The organism is Rhizobium sp. YTUHZ045 (genome assembly GCF_051124255.1).
Lineage (GTDB): Bacteria > Pseudomonadota > Alphaproteobacteria > Rhizobiales > Rhizobiaceae > Rhizobium.
In genome coordinates, this window is the sequence record NZ_CP101432.1 from 297630 (window position 1) to 314398 (window position 16769).

Annotated in this window: 17 protein-coding genes; 10 read left to right on the forward strand and 7 right to left on the reverse strand. The window is 60.8% G+C overall.

Annotation, left to right across the window (positions count from 1 at the left end; all coding sequences use genetic code 11):
• Positions 1-4 precede the first annotated feature (4 nt).
• The 10 genes from NMA58_RS01505 to visR all read left to right on the forward strand — a co-directional run bounded on the left by NMA58_RS01505 (position 5) and on the right by visR (position 9894).
• A complete protein-coding gene (locus NMA58_RS01505; RefSeq protein WP_434712067.1) occupies positions 5-2287 on the forward strand; it encodes a chemotaxis protein CheA in 2283 nt (760 codons plus the stop codon).
• Between the two features lie 4 nt (positions 2288-2291).
• Entirely contained in the window at positions 2292-2759 is a 468-nt protein-coding gene (locus NMA58_RS01510) for a chemotaxis protein CheW (protein ID WP_011424005.1), read from the forward strand.
• A complete protein-coding gene (gene cheR / locus NMA58_RS01515; RefSeq protein WP_020920377.1) occupies positions 2756-3664 on the forward strand; it encodes a protein-glutamate O-methyltransferase CheR in 909 nt (302 codons plus the stop codon). Before NMA58_RS01510 ends, cheR begins: the two co-directional genes overlap by 4 nt.
• Positions 3661-4704, forward strand: a complete 1044-nt coding sequence (gene cheB / locus NMA58_RS01520; protein WP_085776940.1) for a protein-glutamate O-methylesterase CheB — start codon at positions 3661-3663, stop codon at positions 4702-4704. The genes cheR and cheB overlap by 4 nt, the downstream gene beginning before the upstream one ends.
• Positions 4705-5094, forward strand: a complete 390-nt coding sequence (locus tag NMA58_RS01525) for a response regulator (protein WP_004672258.1) — start codon at positions 4705-4707, stop codon at positions 5092-5094.
• Positions 5091-5648, forward strand: coding sequence for a chemoreceptor glutamine deamidase CheD (cheD, locus tag NMA58_RS01530; protein ID WP_085776941.1), 558 nt, complete (start codon positions 5091-5093; stop codon positions 5646-5648). Before NMA58_RS01525 ends, cheD begins: the two co-directional genes overlap by 4 nt.
• Before the next feature lie 16 nt (positions 5649-5664).
• On the forward strand, positions 5665-6054 hold the full coding sequence (gene cheT / locus NMA58_RS01535) for a chemotaxis protein CheT (RefSeq protein WP_434712068.1): 390 nt from the start codon (positions 5665-5667) through the stop codon (positions 6052-6054).
• 197 nt (positions 6055-6251) lie between these two features.
• Positions 6252-7943, forward strand: a complete 1692-nt coding sequence (gene fliF, locus NMA58_RS01540; RefSeq protein WP_434712069.1) for a flagellar basal-body MS-ring/collar protein FliF — start codon at positions 6252-6254, stop codon at positions 7941-7943.
• A 449-nt stretch (positions 7944-8392) separates the two neighbouring features.
• Positions 8393-9139: a transcriptional regulator VisN gene (gene visN, locus NMA58_RS01545; RefSeq protein WP_097600319.1), complete on the forward strand. Its 747-nt coding sequence runs from the start codon at positions 8393-8395 to the stop codon at positions 9137-9139.
• An 8-nt stretch (positions 9140-9147) separates the two neighbouring features.
• Positions 9148-9894, forward strand: coding sequence for a transcriptional regulator VisR (visR, locus tag NMA58_RS01550; RefSeq protein ID WP_085776944.1), 747 nt, complete (start codon positions 9148-9150; stop codon positions 9892-9894).
• Between the two features lie 6 nt (positions 9895-9900).
• Here the strand turns inward: visR and NMA58_RS01555 are convergent.
• From NMA58_RS01555 to motA, 7 genes are all read right to left on the reverse strand, one after another.
• A protein-coding gene (locus tag NMA58_RS01555; protein ID WP_434710177.1) for an IS630-like element ISRel6 family transposase occupies positions 9901-10849 on the reverse strand; the annotation gives its coding sequence in 2 pieces (ribosomal slippage) (positions 9901-10512 and positions 10514-10849; 948 coding nt in all).
• A gap of 412 nt (positions 10850-11261) precedes the next feature.
• Positions 11262-11702 carry a hypothetical protein gene (locus NMA58_RS01560; RefSeq protein ID WP_085776945.1) on the reverse strand — a complete coding sequence of 147 codons (441 nt, stop codon included), beginning with the start codon at positions 11700-11702 and terminating at the stop codon, positions 11262-11264.
• Positions 11703-11707: 5 nt separating this feature from the next.
• Positions 11708-12787 carry a flagellar biosynthesis protein FlhB gene (gene flhB / locus NMA58_RS01565; protein ID WP_434712070.1) on the reverse strand — a complete coding sequence of 360 codons (1080 nt, stop codon included), beginning with the start codon at positions 12785-12787 and terminating at the stop codon, positions 11708-11710.
• A 234-nt stretch (positions 12788-13021) separates the two neighbouring features.
• Complete coding sequence (fliG, locus tag NMA58_RS01570) at positions 13022-14062, reverse strand: flagellar motor switch protein FliG (RefSeq protein WP_085776947.1); 1041 nt, start codon at positions 14060-14062, stop codon at positions 13022-13024.
• Positions 14063-14089: 27 nt separating this feature from the next.
• Complete coding sequence (gene fliN, locus NMA58_RS01575; RefSeq protein WP_020920384.1) at positions 14090-14677, reverse strand: flagellar motor switch protein FliN; 588 nt, start codon at positions 14675-14677, stop codon at positions 14090-14092.
• 65 nt (positions 14678-14742) lie between these two features.
• Positions 14743-15693, reverse strand: a complete 951-nt coding sequence (locus NMA58_RS01580) for a FliM/FliN family flagellar motor switch protein (protein ID WP_085776949.1) — start codon at positions 15691-15693, stop codon at positions 14743-14745.
• Entirely contained in the window at positions 15694-16566 is an 873-nt protein-coding gene (gene motA, locus NMA58_RS01585; RefSeq protein WP_020920386.1) for a flagellar motor stator protein MotA, read from the reverse strand.
• Positions 16567-16769: the final 203 nt, after the last annotated feature.

A 16769-nucleotide genomic window follows, 5' to 3' on the forward strand; every position in this document is an offset into this window, starting at 1 on the left:
TCCTATGGATATGAACGAAATCAAAGAGATCTTTTTCCAGGAGTGCGAGGAACAGCTCGCCGAGCTGGAATCCGGTCTTCTGAAAATGAACGATGGCGATCGCGATCCGGAAACCGTCAATGCGGTGTTTCGTGCCGTGCATTCGATCAAGGGGGGCGCCGGCGCCTTCGGCCTTGATGATCTGGTTGCCTTCGCCCATGTATTCGAGACCACTCTCGATTGCGTTCGTTCCAACAAGCTCGAGCCGACCCAGGACGTCCTGAAGGTGATGCTGAAGTCGGCCGACGTGCTCGCCGACCTGACCAATGCTGCGCGCGACGGCGGCAGCGTCGATGAAAGCCGCAGCCGCGGCCTCGTCAAGGAGCTGGAGGCTCTGGCCAATGGCGAGCTACCGTCTCCTTCGGCCGAGACGCCTGCGCCCAAGGCCGCCGCAAAGGCGGCTCCGGCCGCTCCGGCGCCAGCCCCCAAGCCGACCGACGACAGCGGCTTCCAGCCAATCCCCTTTTCCTTCGACGATTTCGGCGACGAGGACGGCGCAGAGACCGGCCTGCCGGCCTACGAGATCACCTTCAAGCCGCGCCACGAACTCTATTCGAAGGGTAACGACGCCACCCTGCTGCTGCGCGACCTTTCGCGCCTCGGCGAAATGACGATCTACTGCAATATGGATGAGCTGCCGGGTCTCGAGGAGCTCGATCCGGAGGCTGCCTATTTCTTCTGGAACGTCACGCTCAAGACCGACAAGGGCGAGGATGCCATCCGCGCCGTCTTCGAATTCGCCGAGTGGGATTGCGAGCTGACGGTGAAGCCGGTCGAGGAGACCCGTGACGCCGCTTCGAGCAACGAGGAACTGCCGATGGTGCCGGTTCCCTTCGACCTGTCGATCCTGGACGAGACCGAGGCAACGGAGAGCGTTTCCGCTGCACGGTCCGAAGCCACGGCCGCTGCCGTTGCCGCCGCCGAGACCGCTTCCAACGTCACGCAAATGGCGGCAGCCGCCGCCCGCGTCGAGAAGAAGGAATCGGCCGCCGCCGCAGCCGCCGCGGCCAATGCCGCCGCCCAGAACAACGCCGCTGGCGCCGGCCAGACGATTCGCGTCGATCTCGATCGCGTCGACCGCCTCATCAACCTCGTCGGCGAATTGGTCATCAACCAAGCGATGCTGTCGCAGAGCGTCATCGAGAACGACACGACAGGCACGTCTTCGATCAACATGGGTCTCGAGGAGCTGCAGCAGCTCACCCGCGAGATCCAGGACTCGGTCATGGCGATCCGCGCGCAGCCGGTCAAGCCGGTCTTCCAGCGCATGTCGCGTATCGTCCGCGAAATCGCCGACATGACCGGCAAGTCGATCCGCTTGATCACGGAAGGTGAAAACACCGAAGTCGACAAGACGGTTATCGACAAGCTCGCCGAGCCGCTCACCCACATGATCCGCAATGCCGTCGACCACGGCATCGAAACGCCGGAAAAGCGCGCGGCCGCCGGCAAGAACACCGAAGGCACGGTTCGCCTCACCGCCAAGCACCGTTCGGGACGCATCCTGATCGAGCTTGCCGACGACGGCGCCGGCATCAACCGCGAAAAGGTTCGCCAGAAAGCGATCGACAACGATCTCATCCCGGCCGACGCCAACCTGTCGGACGAGGAAATCGACAACCTGATCTTCCTGCCGGGCTTCTCCACCGCCGACAAGATCTCCGACATATCGGGCCGCGGCGTCGGCATGGACGTCGTCAAGCGCTCGATCCAGGCGCTCGGCGGCCGCATCAACATCACCTCCAAGCCGGGCCACGGCTCGGTCTTCACCATGAGCCTGCCGCTGACCCTTGCCGTTCTCGACGGTATGGTGGTCACCGTCGCCGGCCAGACGCTGGTCGTGCCGCTGACCGCGATCGTCGAAACCCTGCAGCCGGAAGCATCCGCGATTCACTCCTTCGGCGCGAACCACCGGCTGATCTCGATCCGCAACTCATTCTGCCCACTGGTCGATGTCGGCCGCATCCTGAACTTCCGCGCGACGCAGGCCAACCCCGTTGAGGGCGTGGCGCTGCTGGTGGAATCGGAAGGCGGCGGTCAGCGCGCCCTGATGGTCGATGCCATCCAGGGTCAGCGCCAGGTGGTCATCAAGAGCCTGGAAGCGAACTACACTCATGTGCCCGGCATCGCCGCCGCCACCATTCTCGGCGACGGCCGCGTGGCTCTCATCCTAGATGTCGACGCGGTTGTCGGCGCCTCGCGCGGCCAGTCGCTCAAAGCAGAAATGTCGTTAGCAGCGGTAGGGTAAGGGAATGTCGTACGCTGTAAAAAGTCTGAACCAGGGGGATCGCGAGCTGATCGCGTTCCGCATCGGAGATCAGGAATTTTGCGTGAACATCATGTCGGTTCGCGAAATCCGGGGCTGGACCCCGGCGACCGCGATGCCGCACTCGCCTGCCTATATGCTGGGGGTCATCAACCTGCGCGGCGCGGTGCTGCCGATCATTGATCTTGCCGCTCGTCTCGGCATGAAGCCCGCCGATCCCACAGCCCGCCATGTCATCATCGTCGCCCAGGTCCGCCGCAAAGTCGTCGGCCTGCTGGTCGACGCCGTCTCCGACATTCTGACGGTCACCGACGAGATCATTCAGCCGACGCCCGAAATCTCTTCCGACCTCGAGCGCCAATTTGCCCGGGGAATTCTCGCCATCGACAAGCGCATGATCTGCCTGATCGAACTTGAAGCCCTCTTTTCCGAGACCGAAAGCGAAGCCGCATGAGTGCAATGGGTGCAAAAGATCAGAGGCAGGGAGCCGATGAGGTGCTGGCGAGCGGAGAATATCCGCTGACGCGCCGCGACCTCACGGAAATCGCCGCCATGATCTACTCGGATGCCGGCATCTTCCTCAATGAGACGAAGGCCTCGCTCGTCTATTCGCGTCTGTCCAAGCATATCCGCAATCTTGGTCTGTCGGGTTTCCGTGAATATTGCGAACTCGTCGCTTCGCCGGCGGGGGCTGCGGCGCGCCGCGAAATGCTCTCGCATCTGACGACCAACTTCACTCGCTTCTTCCGCGAAAACCATCATTTCGAGCACCTGCGCGATCATGTTCTGCCGGAACTTCTGCAGCGGGCGAGATCGGGCGGCAGGGTGCGCATCTGGTCGGCCGCTTCCTCCGACGGACAGGAACCCTATTCGATCGCGCTGACCGTTTTATCGCTGATGCCGAATGTCGCCGACTACGACTTCAAGATCCTGGCGACCGACATCGATCCGAAAATCCTCGCCATCGCCCGGGCCGGCGCTTACGACGAGAGTGCGCTCGAAACCGTCTCGCCCGCCATGCGCAAGCAATGGTTTAGCGAAGTCGAGGTGCAGGGCCGCCGCAAGTTCCAGGTCGATGACCGCGTCAAGCGGCTGATCACCTACAACGAACTGAACCTGATGGCGCAATGGCCGTTCAAGGGCAAGTTCGACGTCATCTTCTGCCGCAACGTCGTCATCTATTTCGACGAGCCGACCCAGATGAAGATCTGGCAACGTTTCGCCGGCCTGCTGCCGGAAGGCGGCCACCTCTATATCGGCCATTCCGAGCGCGTCTCCGGTGAGGCGAAGCACGTCTTCGACAATATCGGCATCACGACCTATCGCTACACGACCAAGGGTCTCGGGAGGAAGGCATGAGCGCTCCGGCAAGAGTTCTCGTTGTCGACGACTCGCCGACCATGCGGGGTCTGATTACCGCAGTGCTGAGCTCCGACCCGGAAGTCAGTGTCATCGGCCAGGCCGGCGACGCGCTGGAAGCACGCGAGGCGATCAAACGGTTGAACCCCGACGTCGTGACGCTCGACATCGAGATGCCGAATATGAACGGCCTCGATTTCCTCGAAAAAATCATGACGCTACGGCCGATGCCGGTGATCATGGTCTCGACGATGACGCATCGAGGCGCCGAAGCGACGCTTGCGGCGCTTGAGATCGGCGCCTTCGATTGCGTCGGCAAACCGGGCCCCGGCGAACCCAGGCCGTTCGGCGATCTCGCCGAGAAGGTCAAGGCGGCCGCGCGCACGCAGCGTCAGTTTTCCCAACCGGCGGCCGCCGTCGCGCCCCCGCCTTCGGTCGCCGATTTTCGCGTCGGCCGCAAGATCGTCGCGATCGGCTCGTCCACAGGCGGCGTCGAGGCGCTGATCGCAGTACTGCAGAAATTCCCGGCAAATTGCCCGCCGACCGTCATCACCCAGCATATGCCGCCGACCTTCACCAAGAGTTTCGCAGAACGGCTGAACCGTCTCTGCGCGCCGGTGGTGCAGGAAGCGACCGACGGCGCCCGTCTCGAGATCGGCAAGATCTATCTGGCGCCGGGCGGCGAACGTCATCTCCAGGTCAGCGGCGGCTCTGCCCCGTGCTGCCGTCTAGTCGACCGGGCGCCTGTCAACGGTCACCGCCCGTCCGTGGACGTGCTCTTTGATTCGGTCGCAGAACTCGCAGGCCGCAACGCCGTCGGCGTGATTCTGACCGGAATGGGCCGCGATGGCGCCGCCGGATTGTTGAAAATGCGCCACGCGGGCGCCAGAACGCTCGGCCAGAACGAAAAAACCTGCGTCGTTTACGGAATGCCAAGGGTTGCTCACGAACTTGGCGCCGTCGAGCAGCAGCTGCCACTGACTGCCATCGGTGAAGAAATACTGAAATTGACAGCCGCCCGAAAGGAAGGGACCGAATAAATGTCGATCGCGGAGAAAATCAAAGTTCTGATCGTCGATGATCAGGTAACGAGCCGTTTGCTGCTCAGCGACGCGCTGACCCAGCTCGGTTTCAAGCAGATCACATCCGCAGGCGACGGCGAGCAGGGCATGAAAATCATGACCGAGCAGCCGCACCACCTCGTGATCTCCGATTTCAACATGCCGAAGATGGATGGCATCGGCTTCCTCCAGGCCGTGCGCACCAACCCGAACACCAAGAAGGCGGCCTTCATCATCCTCACCGCCCAGGGCGATCGCGCGCTGGTACAGAAGGCGGCCCAGCTCGGCGCCAACAACGTGCTCGCCAAGCCGTTTACGATCGAGAAGATGAAAGCGGCCATCGAAGCCGTGTTTGGAGCTTTGAAATGATCACTGAGGGGGCAGCCCGCCGCGTGCACATCATTCAGGGCGAGTACAAGGTTCTGAGCGATCCGAATGCGGTTCTCTCGACCATTCTCGGCTCGTGCGTGGCTGCGTGCCTCAGAGATCCCGTCGCCGGCATCGGCGGCATGAACCACTTTCTGCTGCCCGGTTCGGCGACGTCGCCGACATCAGGCGGCGATGCCACACGCTATGGCGTGCATCTGATGGAACTGCTGATCAACGGTCTCCTGAAGCAGGGCGCCCGGCGCGACCGGCTGGAGGCAAAGATCTTCGGCGGCGCAAAGACGATCTCGACGTTCTCCAACGTCGGTGAGCAGAATGCGGCCTTCGCCATGCAGTTCCTGAGGGATGAAGGCATTCCGGTGGTCGGCTCCTCCACCGGCGGAGAGCATGGGCGCAAGCTCGAATATTGGCCGGTCTCCGGTCGTGCCCGGCAATACCCCTTGACCGGCGCCGAAACGCAGAGAACCGTCGCTCTCGAGCAGCAGCGTCCCGCCGCTCCGCAGAAGCCCGCCGAAACCAGTATCGAATTTTTTTGATGGCGAGGATTTTCATATGACATTTACTCCGGTGATGGAGCCGCCCGCGCCTGTCGAAGCGCTGAGCGACATCCTGATGCGCATCGTTTCGGAACTCCACGATGTGGCCTACCTGATCGAGCGCATCGAACCGCAGCTACTCGAACTCGGCGGCGCTGAAATTCTGAACTCGCCGGACTCCATGAAGGTCATGCAGGGCATCGATCTGGCCGTGCAGAAGTCACGCGGCCTTGCCGAATTCATCGACACCATCACCGGCGAAATCCCGCTCGGCTGGACGGTCGACGTCGCCACTGCGCTCAGCCTCGTCAAGCTGGCGGAAATGCAGAAGGCGCTGGGCGGCTCCACGCGCCACGGTCATTCTCAGCCGCTGAGCAAAGCCGCCGGCGACTTCGACTTCTTCTGAAGCGCGCGGTTTCAACGCCGCCTCTCGCGCCTCAGGTCCTCTTTTCACGCACGTCGTTCTCGCAAAATCGCTGCGCGACATGCATCAGCCTTTCGCTCCCGCGCGCTCCTCACGAAACGCTCGCACAAGTTTCGCCGATTATTGGTCAGGTGAGGCAATAAGCCTGCTTTGTCTTTGACGGATCGTGCGAGAACAGAATGAATCTGTTAAATCAATTAGTTCAGATATTTAAGAACTTTGGTGCCCTGGGCCGGACGCGCCTGATGATTCTGGGGGGCGTCGGCGCCGTTTCCATCGCAATCATCCTTGCGGCTGCCCTTTTCGTCAACAAACCGGCCCAAGAAACGCTTTACGTCGGTCTCGACGCTCCCGATCTCAACCAGATCAGCATGGCGCTTGCCGAAGCCAACATCAATTTCCAGGTCGGCACGGACGGTTCCAGCATCACCGTTCCCGCCGGTATGACGGGCAAGGCCCGCCTGATGCTTGCCGAGCGCGGCCTGCCGAACAGCGCCAATGCCGGCTATGAACTCTTCGACAATGTCGGCTCCCTCGGCCTGACCTCCTTCATGCAGGAAGTGACGCGGGTTCGAGCGCTCGAAGGCGAAATCGCACGCACCATCCAGTCGATCTCGGGCATAACGGCGGCGCGCGTCCATATCGTCATGCCCGAAGTCGGAAACTTCCGGAAGGCGGAGCAGAAACCGACCGCCTCCGTGATGATTCGCGCCAGCGCCGCCACCGGGCGCGGCGCCGCGACCTCGATCCGTCACCTCGTCGCCTCGGCCGTGCCGGGGCTTGATGTCGATGACGTCACGATTCTTGATTCTGCCGGCCAGCTTCTCGCGTCCGGCGACGAGGCGAGCAACAGCTCGCTGAACCGCTCGCTCAACATCGTCCAGAACGTTCAGCAGGAAGTCGAATCCAACATCGACAAGGCCTTAGCGCCCTTCCTCGGCATGGATAACTTCCGCTCCAGCGTGACCGCCGACCTCAACACCGATGCTCAGCAGATTCAGGAGACGGTCTACGATCCCGAATCCAAGGTCGAACGCTCCGTCCGTTCGACGAAGGAAGCCCAGCAGTCGCAGCAGAGGCAGTCCGACAACGCGACGACCGTCGAACAGAACATTCCCCAGGCGGCCCCTGATGCCGGCGGCTCAAGCGGTCCGGAATCTCAGGACAAGTCCGACAAGCGCGAAGAGCAGACCAACTACGAAATCAACAGCAAGACGACGGCCACGACGCGCAACAGCTATCAGGTCGAGAAGCTTTCGATCGCCGTCGTGGTCAACAAGGGCCGCATCGCCAAGATGGTCGGCGGGCCCGCCGACCAGGCCAAGATCGATGCCTATATCGCCGAAATGCAGAAGATCGTCGCTTCGGCGGCCGGCATCGACGCCAAGCGTGGTGATGTCGTCACCGTCACGGCGATGGATTTCCTCGAAAATCAGCTGCTGGAAGACGCCACCGGCGGTGTCCGCGTCATGGATATGCTGAGCCGCAACCTTGCCGGCATCATCAACTCGCTGGCCTTCGTCGCTGTCGCCTTCGTAGTGGTTTGGATGGGCCTGCGGCCGCTGGTACGCAGCGTCAGCGGCAACGGCGTGGGCTCGGTGCTTGGCGACGCCACGCCGGAAGCGGCTGGCCTCGAACTTCCGGACTTCGCGCCGGCGGCCGGCGCCCCTGGAGGCGCCCTCATGGACGGCTTCGGCTCCGATTTCGGCTTCGACAGTACTGAGGATCTGCTCAGCCTCGGCGACGACGATGGCAACTTCAACCGCCGCGTCAAGGAGGGCCCGGAACGCAAGCTTGCCCGCATGGTGGAAATCAACGAGGAGCGCGCCGCCAAAATCCTCAGGAAATGGGCGATCGACGACGCAGCATAAAAGGAGGCCGGGGCAACCCGGCCTTTTTCGTGTTATTCAGGCTTTTCACTACCTGAGCAGGATTCCTATCGGTCGCCCGCAAGAGAGCTGATATCTCATTACCCAGTCTGTTTTGGCCGCGGGTGTCGAATGGGGAATAGATCCAATCGCCTCAAGAAATTTGGATAAAACGGTTGAGGAGGATCACTCGCGTAAAACGCGAATGAAGTTGCGGTACAGCCAGAATCATCTTACCCTTTCCAGTATTCTGAGGGGCGCGAGTCGTCCTCGAATCACGGCATGAGCAGCAGCGAAAGTAAATCCCTAGAAGTCGGAGATGGTGATTTACACCGGCTGGCTTACCCTTGAGTGATTCGAAATGGGATTCGAGCGGAGCTTGAATTGAATCCTTTACAAAATAAATGCTGCTGCACCGAGTTTGATCGTTCCTCAGCCCCAGGAAATTGCCAATGGATATGACGATATCTCAGGCGAGCAAAGGCGAGAGGCAAATGGCGAATTTCGCGAGCGTGGTGGCGCCGGCTCTCTTGCCGCGCGACGAGCTGATTCGGCGCCTGCACGGTGTCGCCGACACTGGCAGATTGCAGTCCGGTCTGCGTGCGCTGACGGACTATGTGGGTGCCTCGCACTATCTTCTGGCGCGCTGTGATCTCATCCAGGAAAGCGGCCTCGATTTCATCGTATCGTCTGACTGGCCGTTCGATCTGGTCAAGGATATCGCCAACGATCTGGTCGGCGGCTATGCCCGTTCGACCGAGCTGGAAAAATGCATGCAGGTTTTCCAGCCGAGCTTCGCTCTTCTGCCGGATCACGCCGATGCGCCTGATGGCGCCAGCCGCCAGTATTGCTCATTGACCTTCAATGTCGGCCGCTCGCGGCTCGCCTTGATGTTCCTGTTCGGCGAAGGCTTCATCCTGTCGCCGGAGCGCCTGCGGGATGTGGGACTGCTTGCCGGCTATGTCGCGAGCTTCCTTCGCTGCGGCGGCGCAAGGAACGATCGCGATTTCGAACTGACTGACCGCGAGCTGGAATGCCTCTTCTGGATCGCCGAGGGCAAGACCAGCGACGAGATTGCGATGATTCTCGGAATATCTCGCAATACCATCAACAACTACATCACCAGCGTGATGCGCAAGACGGCGACCAAGACCCGGTCGGAGGCCATTGCCTTCGCGGTCCGCAACAATCTCGTATAGGGGAATCCATGGGACATCCATCAAGCAGGGCGATGAACGGCGCCGATCCGCTGCGCATGGTGCGGATGAACAGGATTTCCAGCCGTTCGGATCTTTTTCCGCGGCTGATTGCGATGCAGAAGCTCGCTGACGCTCAGGGCTTCGCGATCTACCGTGTCAGCGGCTCGGGACTACCGGCAAAGCAGCGGCTTGTCTGCGAGCTCGAGAATTGGGGCCCTTCGAATACCGGTTTTGGCAAGGCCCTCACGGACGCCTATGGCGATATTCTTCTCGACCATATCGAAAAGTCGCTGCTGCCGCTTTCATGGGCCGGCGCTCATGACAGGGCGGCCCCCGGTCCGGCGGATTTCTCGCCCTTCATGACGCGCCTGAAGGATGGAATTCTGCCTTTTTCCGGCCTGGCCTTCCCGGTGCGGCTCGGCGCTGTCGGCAATGGCTTCATCCTTTTCACCGGCGATGATATCGATCCTGCCAGCGATACGATCGTCGAGCTACACGGCCGCTGCTGCCACGTGATGATGGATCTGCTCTCGCTGGACGAACGCCGCTCGGCGGCCGCCGAAGCGCTGAGCGAACGCGAAGTCGCCTGTCTCCAGCTCGCCGGCGATGGCCGTATCAGCGAAGAGATCGCCGAAAAACTCGGCCTGTCCGTACACACCGTCAATGCCTATCTCGGCTCGGCGACGATCAAGCTCGATTCCGTCAACCGCATCCAGGCGATCGCCAAAGCGATCCGGCTCGGCTACATCAGCTAGAGCCTTTCATGTTTTGACGGAAGCATAGCCCGCATTTGAGAAGTAGTTGGCGCATTCCTCTGGCTTGATGGTGTCGGCGAGTAAGCCCAGATGGCGCCAGGTTTCCTCGATGGTTCGCTTTTGGGCCTGGCGCATCCAGTGCTTGATCTTGGCGAAGGCTTGTTCGATCGGATTAAGGTCGGGGGAATATTTTGGCAGGAACCAGAGCCTGGCGCCGACGGCCCTGATGGCGTCGCGGATGGCTTTGGCTTTGTGAGAGCCGAGATTATCGAGGATGACGATGTCGCCAGGTTTGAGGGTCGGGATCAACTGCTGGCGGACATAGGCGTGAAAGCATTCGCCATTGATGGGACCGTCAAAGACGCAGGGCGCAGTGAGCTTGTCGCAGCGTAGGGCGCCGAGGAAGGTCAGGGTGCGCCAGCGGCCATGCGGGGCAAAGCCGCGCAATCTTTTGCCCCTCGGCCCCCACCCGCGTAACGGCGCCATGTTGGTGCGGATCCAGGTCTCGTCGATAAAGACGAGCCGCTTCGGATCGAAGCGGTCTTGCCAGGCTTTCCAGCGGGCTCTGCGCCGGGCAATGTCGGCGCGGCCCTGCTCAAGGGCGAACAGCGTTTTTTTTAAAGCTCAAGCCCTCGCGGCGCATGAACTGCCAGATGGCATTGTGGGAGACGCTCACGCCACGGGCGGCCAACTCATCCTTCAGCCGATGTAGCGTCAGATGCGATGTCTGCTCGATCTGCTCGACGATGAAGGCGCGGTGCGGCTCCAGCACACGTCGGCGATGGCCGCCCATCTTGCCCGGTGACACACTGCCGGTGGCCCGATAACGCTGTGACCACTTCACCACGGATGAGACAGCTATGTCGAACCGCTCCGCCACCACCCGGCAGCTCTGACCGTCCACAACCGCTGCAACGACTCGCTCGCGAAGATCATTCGAATAGGGTCGCGTCATGGATGCTGGCCTCCATTCCAGCATCCATCATGAATCACAAATCTGCTGATTTGGGAATCCAGAACCGATTCCGATAAGCAATGAGCCGCTCTAGAGCTTTTCCGGGTTAGATTGCAGCATTCTGCCGGAGCAGGTTTTCGTCTGGGCAAAGGCGATTGGCGACGGGCATACCCCTAGGTACGTCCGAGCCGATCGCCTTTGATCCTGGCGGAAAGATGCCCGGCCCTTCGGGTTGGCTGAAACGGGCCGGCTGATCGACCGGCCGGCTTGGCCGTAGAGCTGGGCTACGACACGCGCCGGCCGGTCGACCATCCGACTCCGTTTGAGCCAACAGAATGCTGCAATCTAACCCGGAAAAGCTCTAACCCGCGCCGGTCACCTTCTTGAAAGACGGCGAAATTGCCTGAGGCAATCAGCTGGCGAGCGCGCGCGGCGGTTTCACGCTGTAGCGGGATTGCCGAAGGCTCTTTTCCAGAAAGGCAGTATTCTCGTCGGGATCGGAGGAGGGGTCCTCGAAGGCAATGTGGTTGATTTCAATGCCGGCATGGTTGTCGGCAAGGGCGAGCTGGGCATAGACGGTGACCCCGCGCGGCTTGATTTCCAGGTCGAGAACGACTTCCGGCTTGCCGCCCCATTCCAGCGTATAGTTTCCGCCCAGGCCGAAATTGACCGTGCCCGGATGAAAGAAAAGCTCCGCCGCCGAAGCAACGAGATCGGCCAGATTGCCGTAATACTCGAAGCGCAGCAGTGAAATGAGGTCAGAGGCATCCAGAAGGCGCAGTTCGGTGGCGACCGGGCTGATCGCCTCTGCGAGGATCTTTTCACGCTGGGCAGAGTGAGGGCATTTTTTCATTCGGCTTATCTTACCCGTTTGTTCTTGGCGTCTGCGGCGTAGACCCTGTGTATGAGCTCCGCAACGGCCTTATAGAAGACTGACGGTATGACACTATCGACCGAGACTTGCGCAAACATGGAGCGCGCGAGCGGCGGGTCCTCGAACACCGGGATGCCGTTCTGCTCGGCAATCTCTCTGATTTTGAGCGCAATCAGGTCCTGGCCCTTTGCCAGAACCACCGGCGCGTCGTTCTCTTCACGCGCATAGCGCAGCGCCACGGCGTAGTGCGTCGGGTTGGCGATGACAAGCGTGGCGCGGTGCACGTTGGCGATCATGCGCCGGCGGGCGCGGTCGCGCATCAGCGAGCGCTGCCGGCTTTTGACAAAGGGGTCGCCCTGCGCCTGCTTGTTTTCTTCCTTCACCTCGTGGCGCGTCATCTTGAGCTCGGTGAACCAGTGATGGCGCGTCCAGAAAAGATCGGCAATCGCCACGATCGCGGTGGCGATCAGCATGACGATGATGATCTTGCGCATCGCCGTCATCAATCGCACGAGGATTGTCTGCGGATCGGAGAACATGGCGTCGATCGAGCCGAAATATTCGCTCCTGAGCACGAAGAACAGGACGACCCCGACGACGACGACCTTGAACAGCGACTTTCCGAACTCGACGAGGCCGGGCAGGCTGAAGAGCCGTGACCAGCCCTTCACCGGAGAGATGCGCGAGGCTTGCGGTCTGATCCGTTCGAGCACAGGCGTCGGCAGGTTCTGGAAGATCGAGGAGGCGATGCCGAAGACCATGAACAGGATGAGGGCGGGTGCCAGCAGCGCAGCGCTCGACCAGCCGAGCCGGACGAAGAGCGCCAGAATGTCTGGGCCCGTCTCGATTTTCCATTGGTCGGGCTGTTCGAAAATGTCGCGCAGCGTTTCGCCCATGCGGCCGACACTATCGGGAAGGAAGAACACCAGATAGATGAAAGTGGCGAGGATGGTCGCGAAGATCGACAGCTCGCGCGAAAACGGTACATTGCCTTTTTCCGCGGCGTCGGTTCGCTTCTTCGCGGTCGGGGCTTCTGTTTTGCTGTCCTTGTCATCATCTGCCAAGTCGCGGCCCTCCTTCAAAAAAAAGCAGGCCGCAGCTCACGCGTGCCACCCCGAACCGGGCAGCGATTCTGGGATGACGAGATGCGTCAAAACAAAAACCCAAAGCGCGCCGCAGAAACCGAGTGTTCTGCAACACGCCATAGAATGCGGCCGATCGATGGAGGGTAGTCGCCTGAGGCGCGGCGATCAACAACGGCCTGTTTGTCGGCCGGATTTGTCAACAGTCTCAGAAGCTCAGGCGGCGGCCGAAGCTTCGCCTTCCTTCTCCTTGAGCTCGATCTGGCCTGAGTTGGCCAGGCGAATCGCCTCCTGCGCCACGGCGCGGCGCGCAATGGCGATCTCACGCGGGTTGACGCCGCCCATGCCGCTCTGCAGATCCGATTCGATCATGCGGCGCTGGCGCGGACTGATGGCGGACAGAACCGATTCGCGGATATCGGCCGGCGAGCCGCGCAACGAGACGGTGAGCACGTCGGTCGAAATATCGTTGAGCAGCAGGACGCGGCTGCGCTGCGGCATGTACATGAGGTCCTCGAAGAGGAAGATCTTCGGCCGAACCTTGTTGACCGATTCGCGGCTGATCGATTCGAGCGAGGTGAGCAGCGTGTCGACCTGCGGCTTGTCGAGCTCGTTCATGAGATCGGCGACCTTCGTCGAGCCGGCAGCGTTGCGCTCTGCCTCGATTTCGGCAAGCAGCGTCATCACCTGGTTCTCGATGATCTGCGCCGCCTTCGGGCTGACGGCCTTCATGTTGACCGTCCGGTTCATGATGTCGGCGCGGCGGTTGTCGGGGAGCTGCAGCAGCACCTTGGCGCCGAAGGCGGAGGGCATCATCGACAGAATATAGGCGACGGTCTGCGGATGTTCGCGCAGCAGGAACTGTGCGACGAATGCCGGCTCGGCCTCGCTGAGGCGATCCCAGATCGAGGTCTCGTAGGCCTGGAAGGCCGTGCGGCGGCCGAGCAGGCTGTCCACCTCGTCGGGGGTCAGGCCTTCTTCCAGAATGGCTTCGATTGCTTTGGCATTGTCCATCAGTCCGGCGCCCTCGGTAAAGAGGTCCTCGAACTCGGAGACGAGGGACAGGAGCTCGTCCGGCGGAATGGCGCGCAGCGATTGGGCAGATGCGATAATGGTCTGCAACTCGGCCTGAGTGAAATATTTCAACAGCCGGCCGGCGACACCCTTTCCCATGGCGAGAAGGACCGCCGCCGCCTTTTCAGCCTGGGTCAACGGTTTCCCGGCTAGCGCGCCGCCGAAATCGTCAAAGTCCATCATGGTCTAACCTCTCCGTCCCCACAGGGATCAGGCTTTTTTCGTACTCAAAACTTCTATCAGCTTCACGCCGAATCGGGTGTCGTCGTTATCAAGAACCGTAATCTCGCCGCGTGCAATCCTGCGGCCGTTCACCATGATCTCAACGGGTTCGCCGATTTTCTTGTCGAGAGCGATCGTCGCTCCTTCATTGAGATTCATCAGGCTGGAAACCTGCATCCGGCTGGTGCCGAGCATGATCTGGACATCGATCGGAATGTCCATGATCAGCTCGAAGTTCGAGGTCAGCGCGCTGCCGAGCGGCGCCGAGGACGCCTCGAACGAAGAGCTGCCGCCGAAATCCATGCCTGCAGCCGGGCTGGCATTGCCTGCGCCGAAATCGCCGCCGAAATCATCGCCGCCGAAAGGGGAATCCGAAATCTCGCCGCCGAAGGCGGCCAGATCCGTTCCTGCCGCGAAGCCGTCATTCTCCAGTTCGCCGCCAAACTGCGACAGGTCGCTATCGGCATCCTTCTTCAGCACGCCGCGCAGGTCGTCGATCGCCTGGTCGAGATCGGCTTCGCTGCCCGGCATATCCAGGGAGAGGTCACTGTTCTGCTGTGTTTTCTTCGTTGCCATGAAATCACTATTCCAGTTGAAACTTGCCTCAAACTGCCTTTGCAGCCCAGAAGCCAGAGAACCGATCAATTCATTAAATGACGGATGAGTTCGTCATCCGAGTTCATCGTATCCTTGACGCGGACCATGTAGTTTTCGCCAGAACGCCCGAATTCGCATATATACAATTCCTTGCTGTTGGCGCTGACCTCGACGCGTACGTCGCCGCTGTCGCGGAACGGAATGACGTCGCCGGCCATCAGCTTCGATATGGTGCGCAGCGTCAGGTCCTGTAACCTGATCCTGGCTTCGAGTGTGACATGCGAGCGGCGGACCTGATCGCCGAGCTGTTCGGTCCATTCCGGCGAATTGCCGCCGGTCTGGCGCTTCGGCTTTGGCGGCGTCACCTTGGTCTTGAGCAGCGCCGTCTGTGGAATGATCAGTGCGAATTCCGAAACAATGCCGGCGAGCGTGATCGACATGTTGATGGCGGCGGCAAATTCGTCCGGCTTGTCCTCCGCCGGCCGGGGGCGCGAGTCATGCGCATGCGGGGCCGAAAGACTGGGCTCGAAACCGCCCGGTGCGTTCACCGCCGAGCGCAGCACCTTGGCGATCTTGTCGAAGACCATGACCGCCAGATCGAGTTCAATGACCGAGAGCAGCCGCTCGGCCGGCTCCTCGATCGTATCGGCGGTGGCGCCGAGCAGGTGTTCCATCAGCGTGATGACGAAACCATTGCCGCAGGCAAGCGCGACGTTCTGAGACCAGTTGCGCAACGTCGCGTCGACGAGCGTGACGTTGTGGCTGAGGTCGTCGATCAGGTGGTTCTTATAGCCTATCTCGCAGCCGAGATAGCTGACGGTCACGTCGAGGCCGGTCTCGCTTTTGATGACGTCGGGAAAGAACTCGCTGTAGACATCCCCAAAGGCGCTGCAGATCTTGGCGACCCTGCCCCTGTCTCCGAGCCCGCCGGTCAGCTTTGCGAGAAGGGCGGGATCCATTGCCGGTTTGTCATGTGAAGCATCGCTCATGGTCATTTAAGCCGCCTTGTTCTCGCCGCCTGGGTTCATCATTTCCTGTTCGACGGCATCGATGGACGGACGTTCGTACGCCGAGATCGTCTTGCGGCCGTATTCGAGAGCGACCTGCGGCACCGAGCCGTTCATATAGGCAAGCAGCGTCTGCTTGACGATGACATAGAGGCGATGCTGCTTGTTGCGGACGACCTTGATCTGGGAAACCAGCGGCGAGCAGACGCAGTAGGACAGCAGAATGCCGAGGAAGGTGCCGACGAGCGCCGAACCGATCAGATGGCCGAGCACCTCGGGCGAATCGTTGATGTGGGCCATCGCCTTGATGACGCCGAGAACGGCCGCGACGATACCGATCGCCGGGAAGGAATCGCCCATGATCTGGATCGCGTGATAGGGCTTCATCTTGTCGTGCATGATGGTGTTGAGCTCTTCGTCCATCAGCGCCTCGATTTCGTGGCTACGGGCGTTGCCGATGATGATCAGGCGGACGTAATCGCAGATGAACGCCGTCAGCTCCTTGTTCTTCAGCACCGTCGGAGCCTGCTGGAAGATCGTCGATTCGGCAGGATTGTCGATATGGGCTTCGATTTCGTTTCGCGACTTGGTGCGCAGGTCGCGCATCAGCGAGTAGAGCACGCCGAGCGTATCGAGATAGTTCCGCTCCTTCGGAACGGCGTGCTTGAAGGCCTCTGCAAGCGCCTTACCGGAATCCTTTACCACCTTCATCGGGTTTGCCATGATGAAGCTGCCGAGGCCGGCGCCGCCGATGATAAGAAATTCGAAGGGCTGGAACAGCGCGTCCACTTCGCCGCCCATCGCCATGAAGCTGCCGACGATGCAGCCGCAGACAACAATAAATCCGATAATGATGTTCATCGTCAGCCCAATCTGAACGTTGCTTTTCTCTAGGACGGATAGGGTTTCTGCCTTGCGTGAGGCTGATGAAAGGGTCGGTCCGGGCATTTCCACGTGCCAGCTTCGCGCAAGCATCTGCCGCCAATCTAAAGGAGACGAATGGGCGCTCGCGTCCGTTTCTGAGATGCCGCCTCAGCGAAATTCCGGCCGAACCAGATCAGACG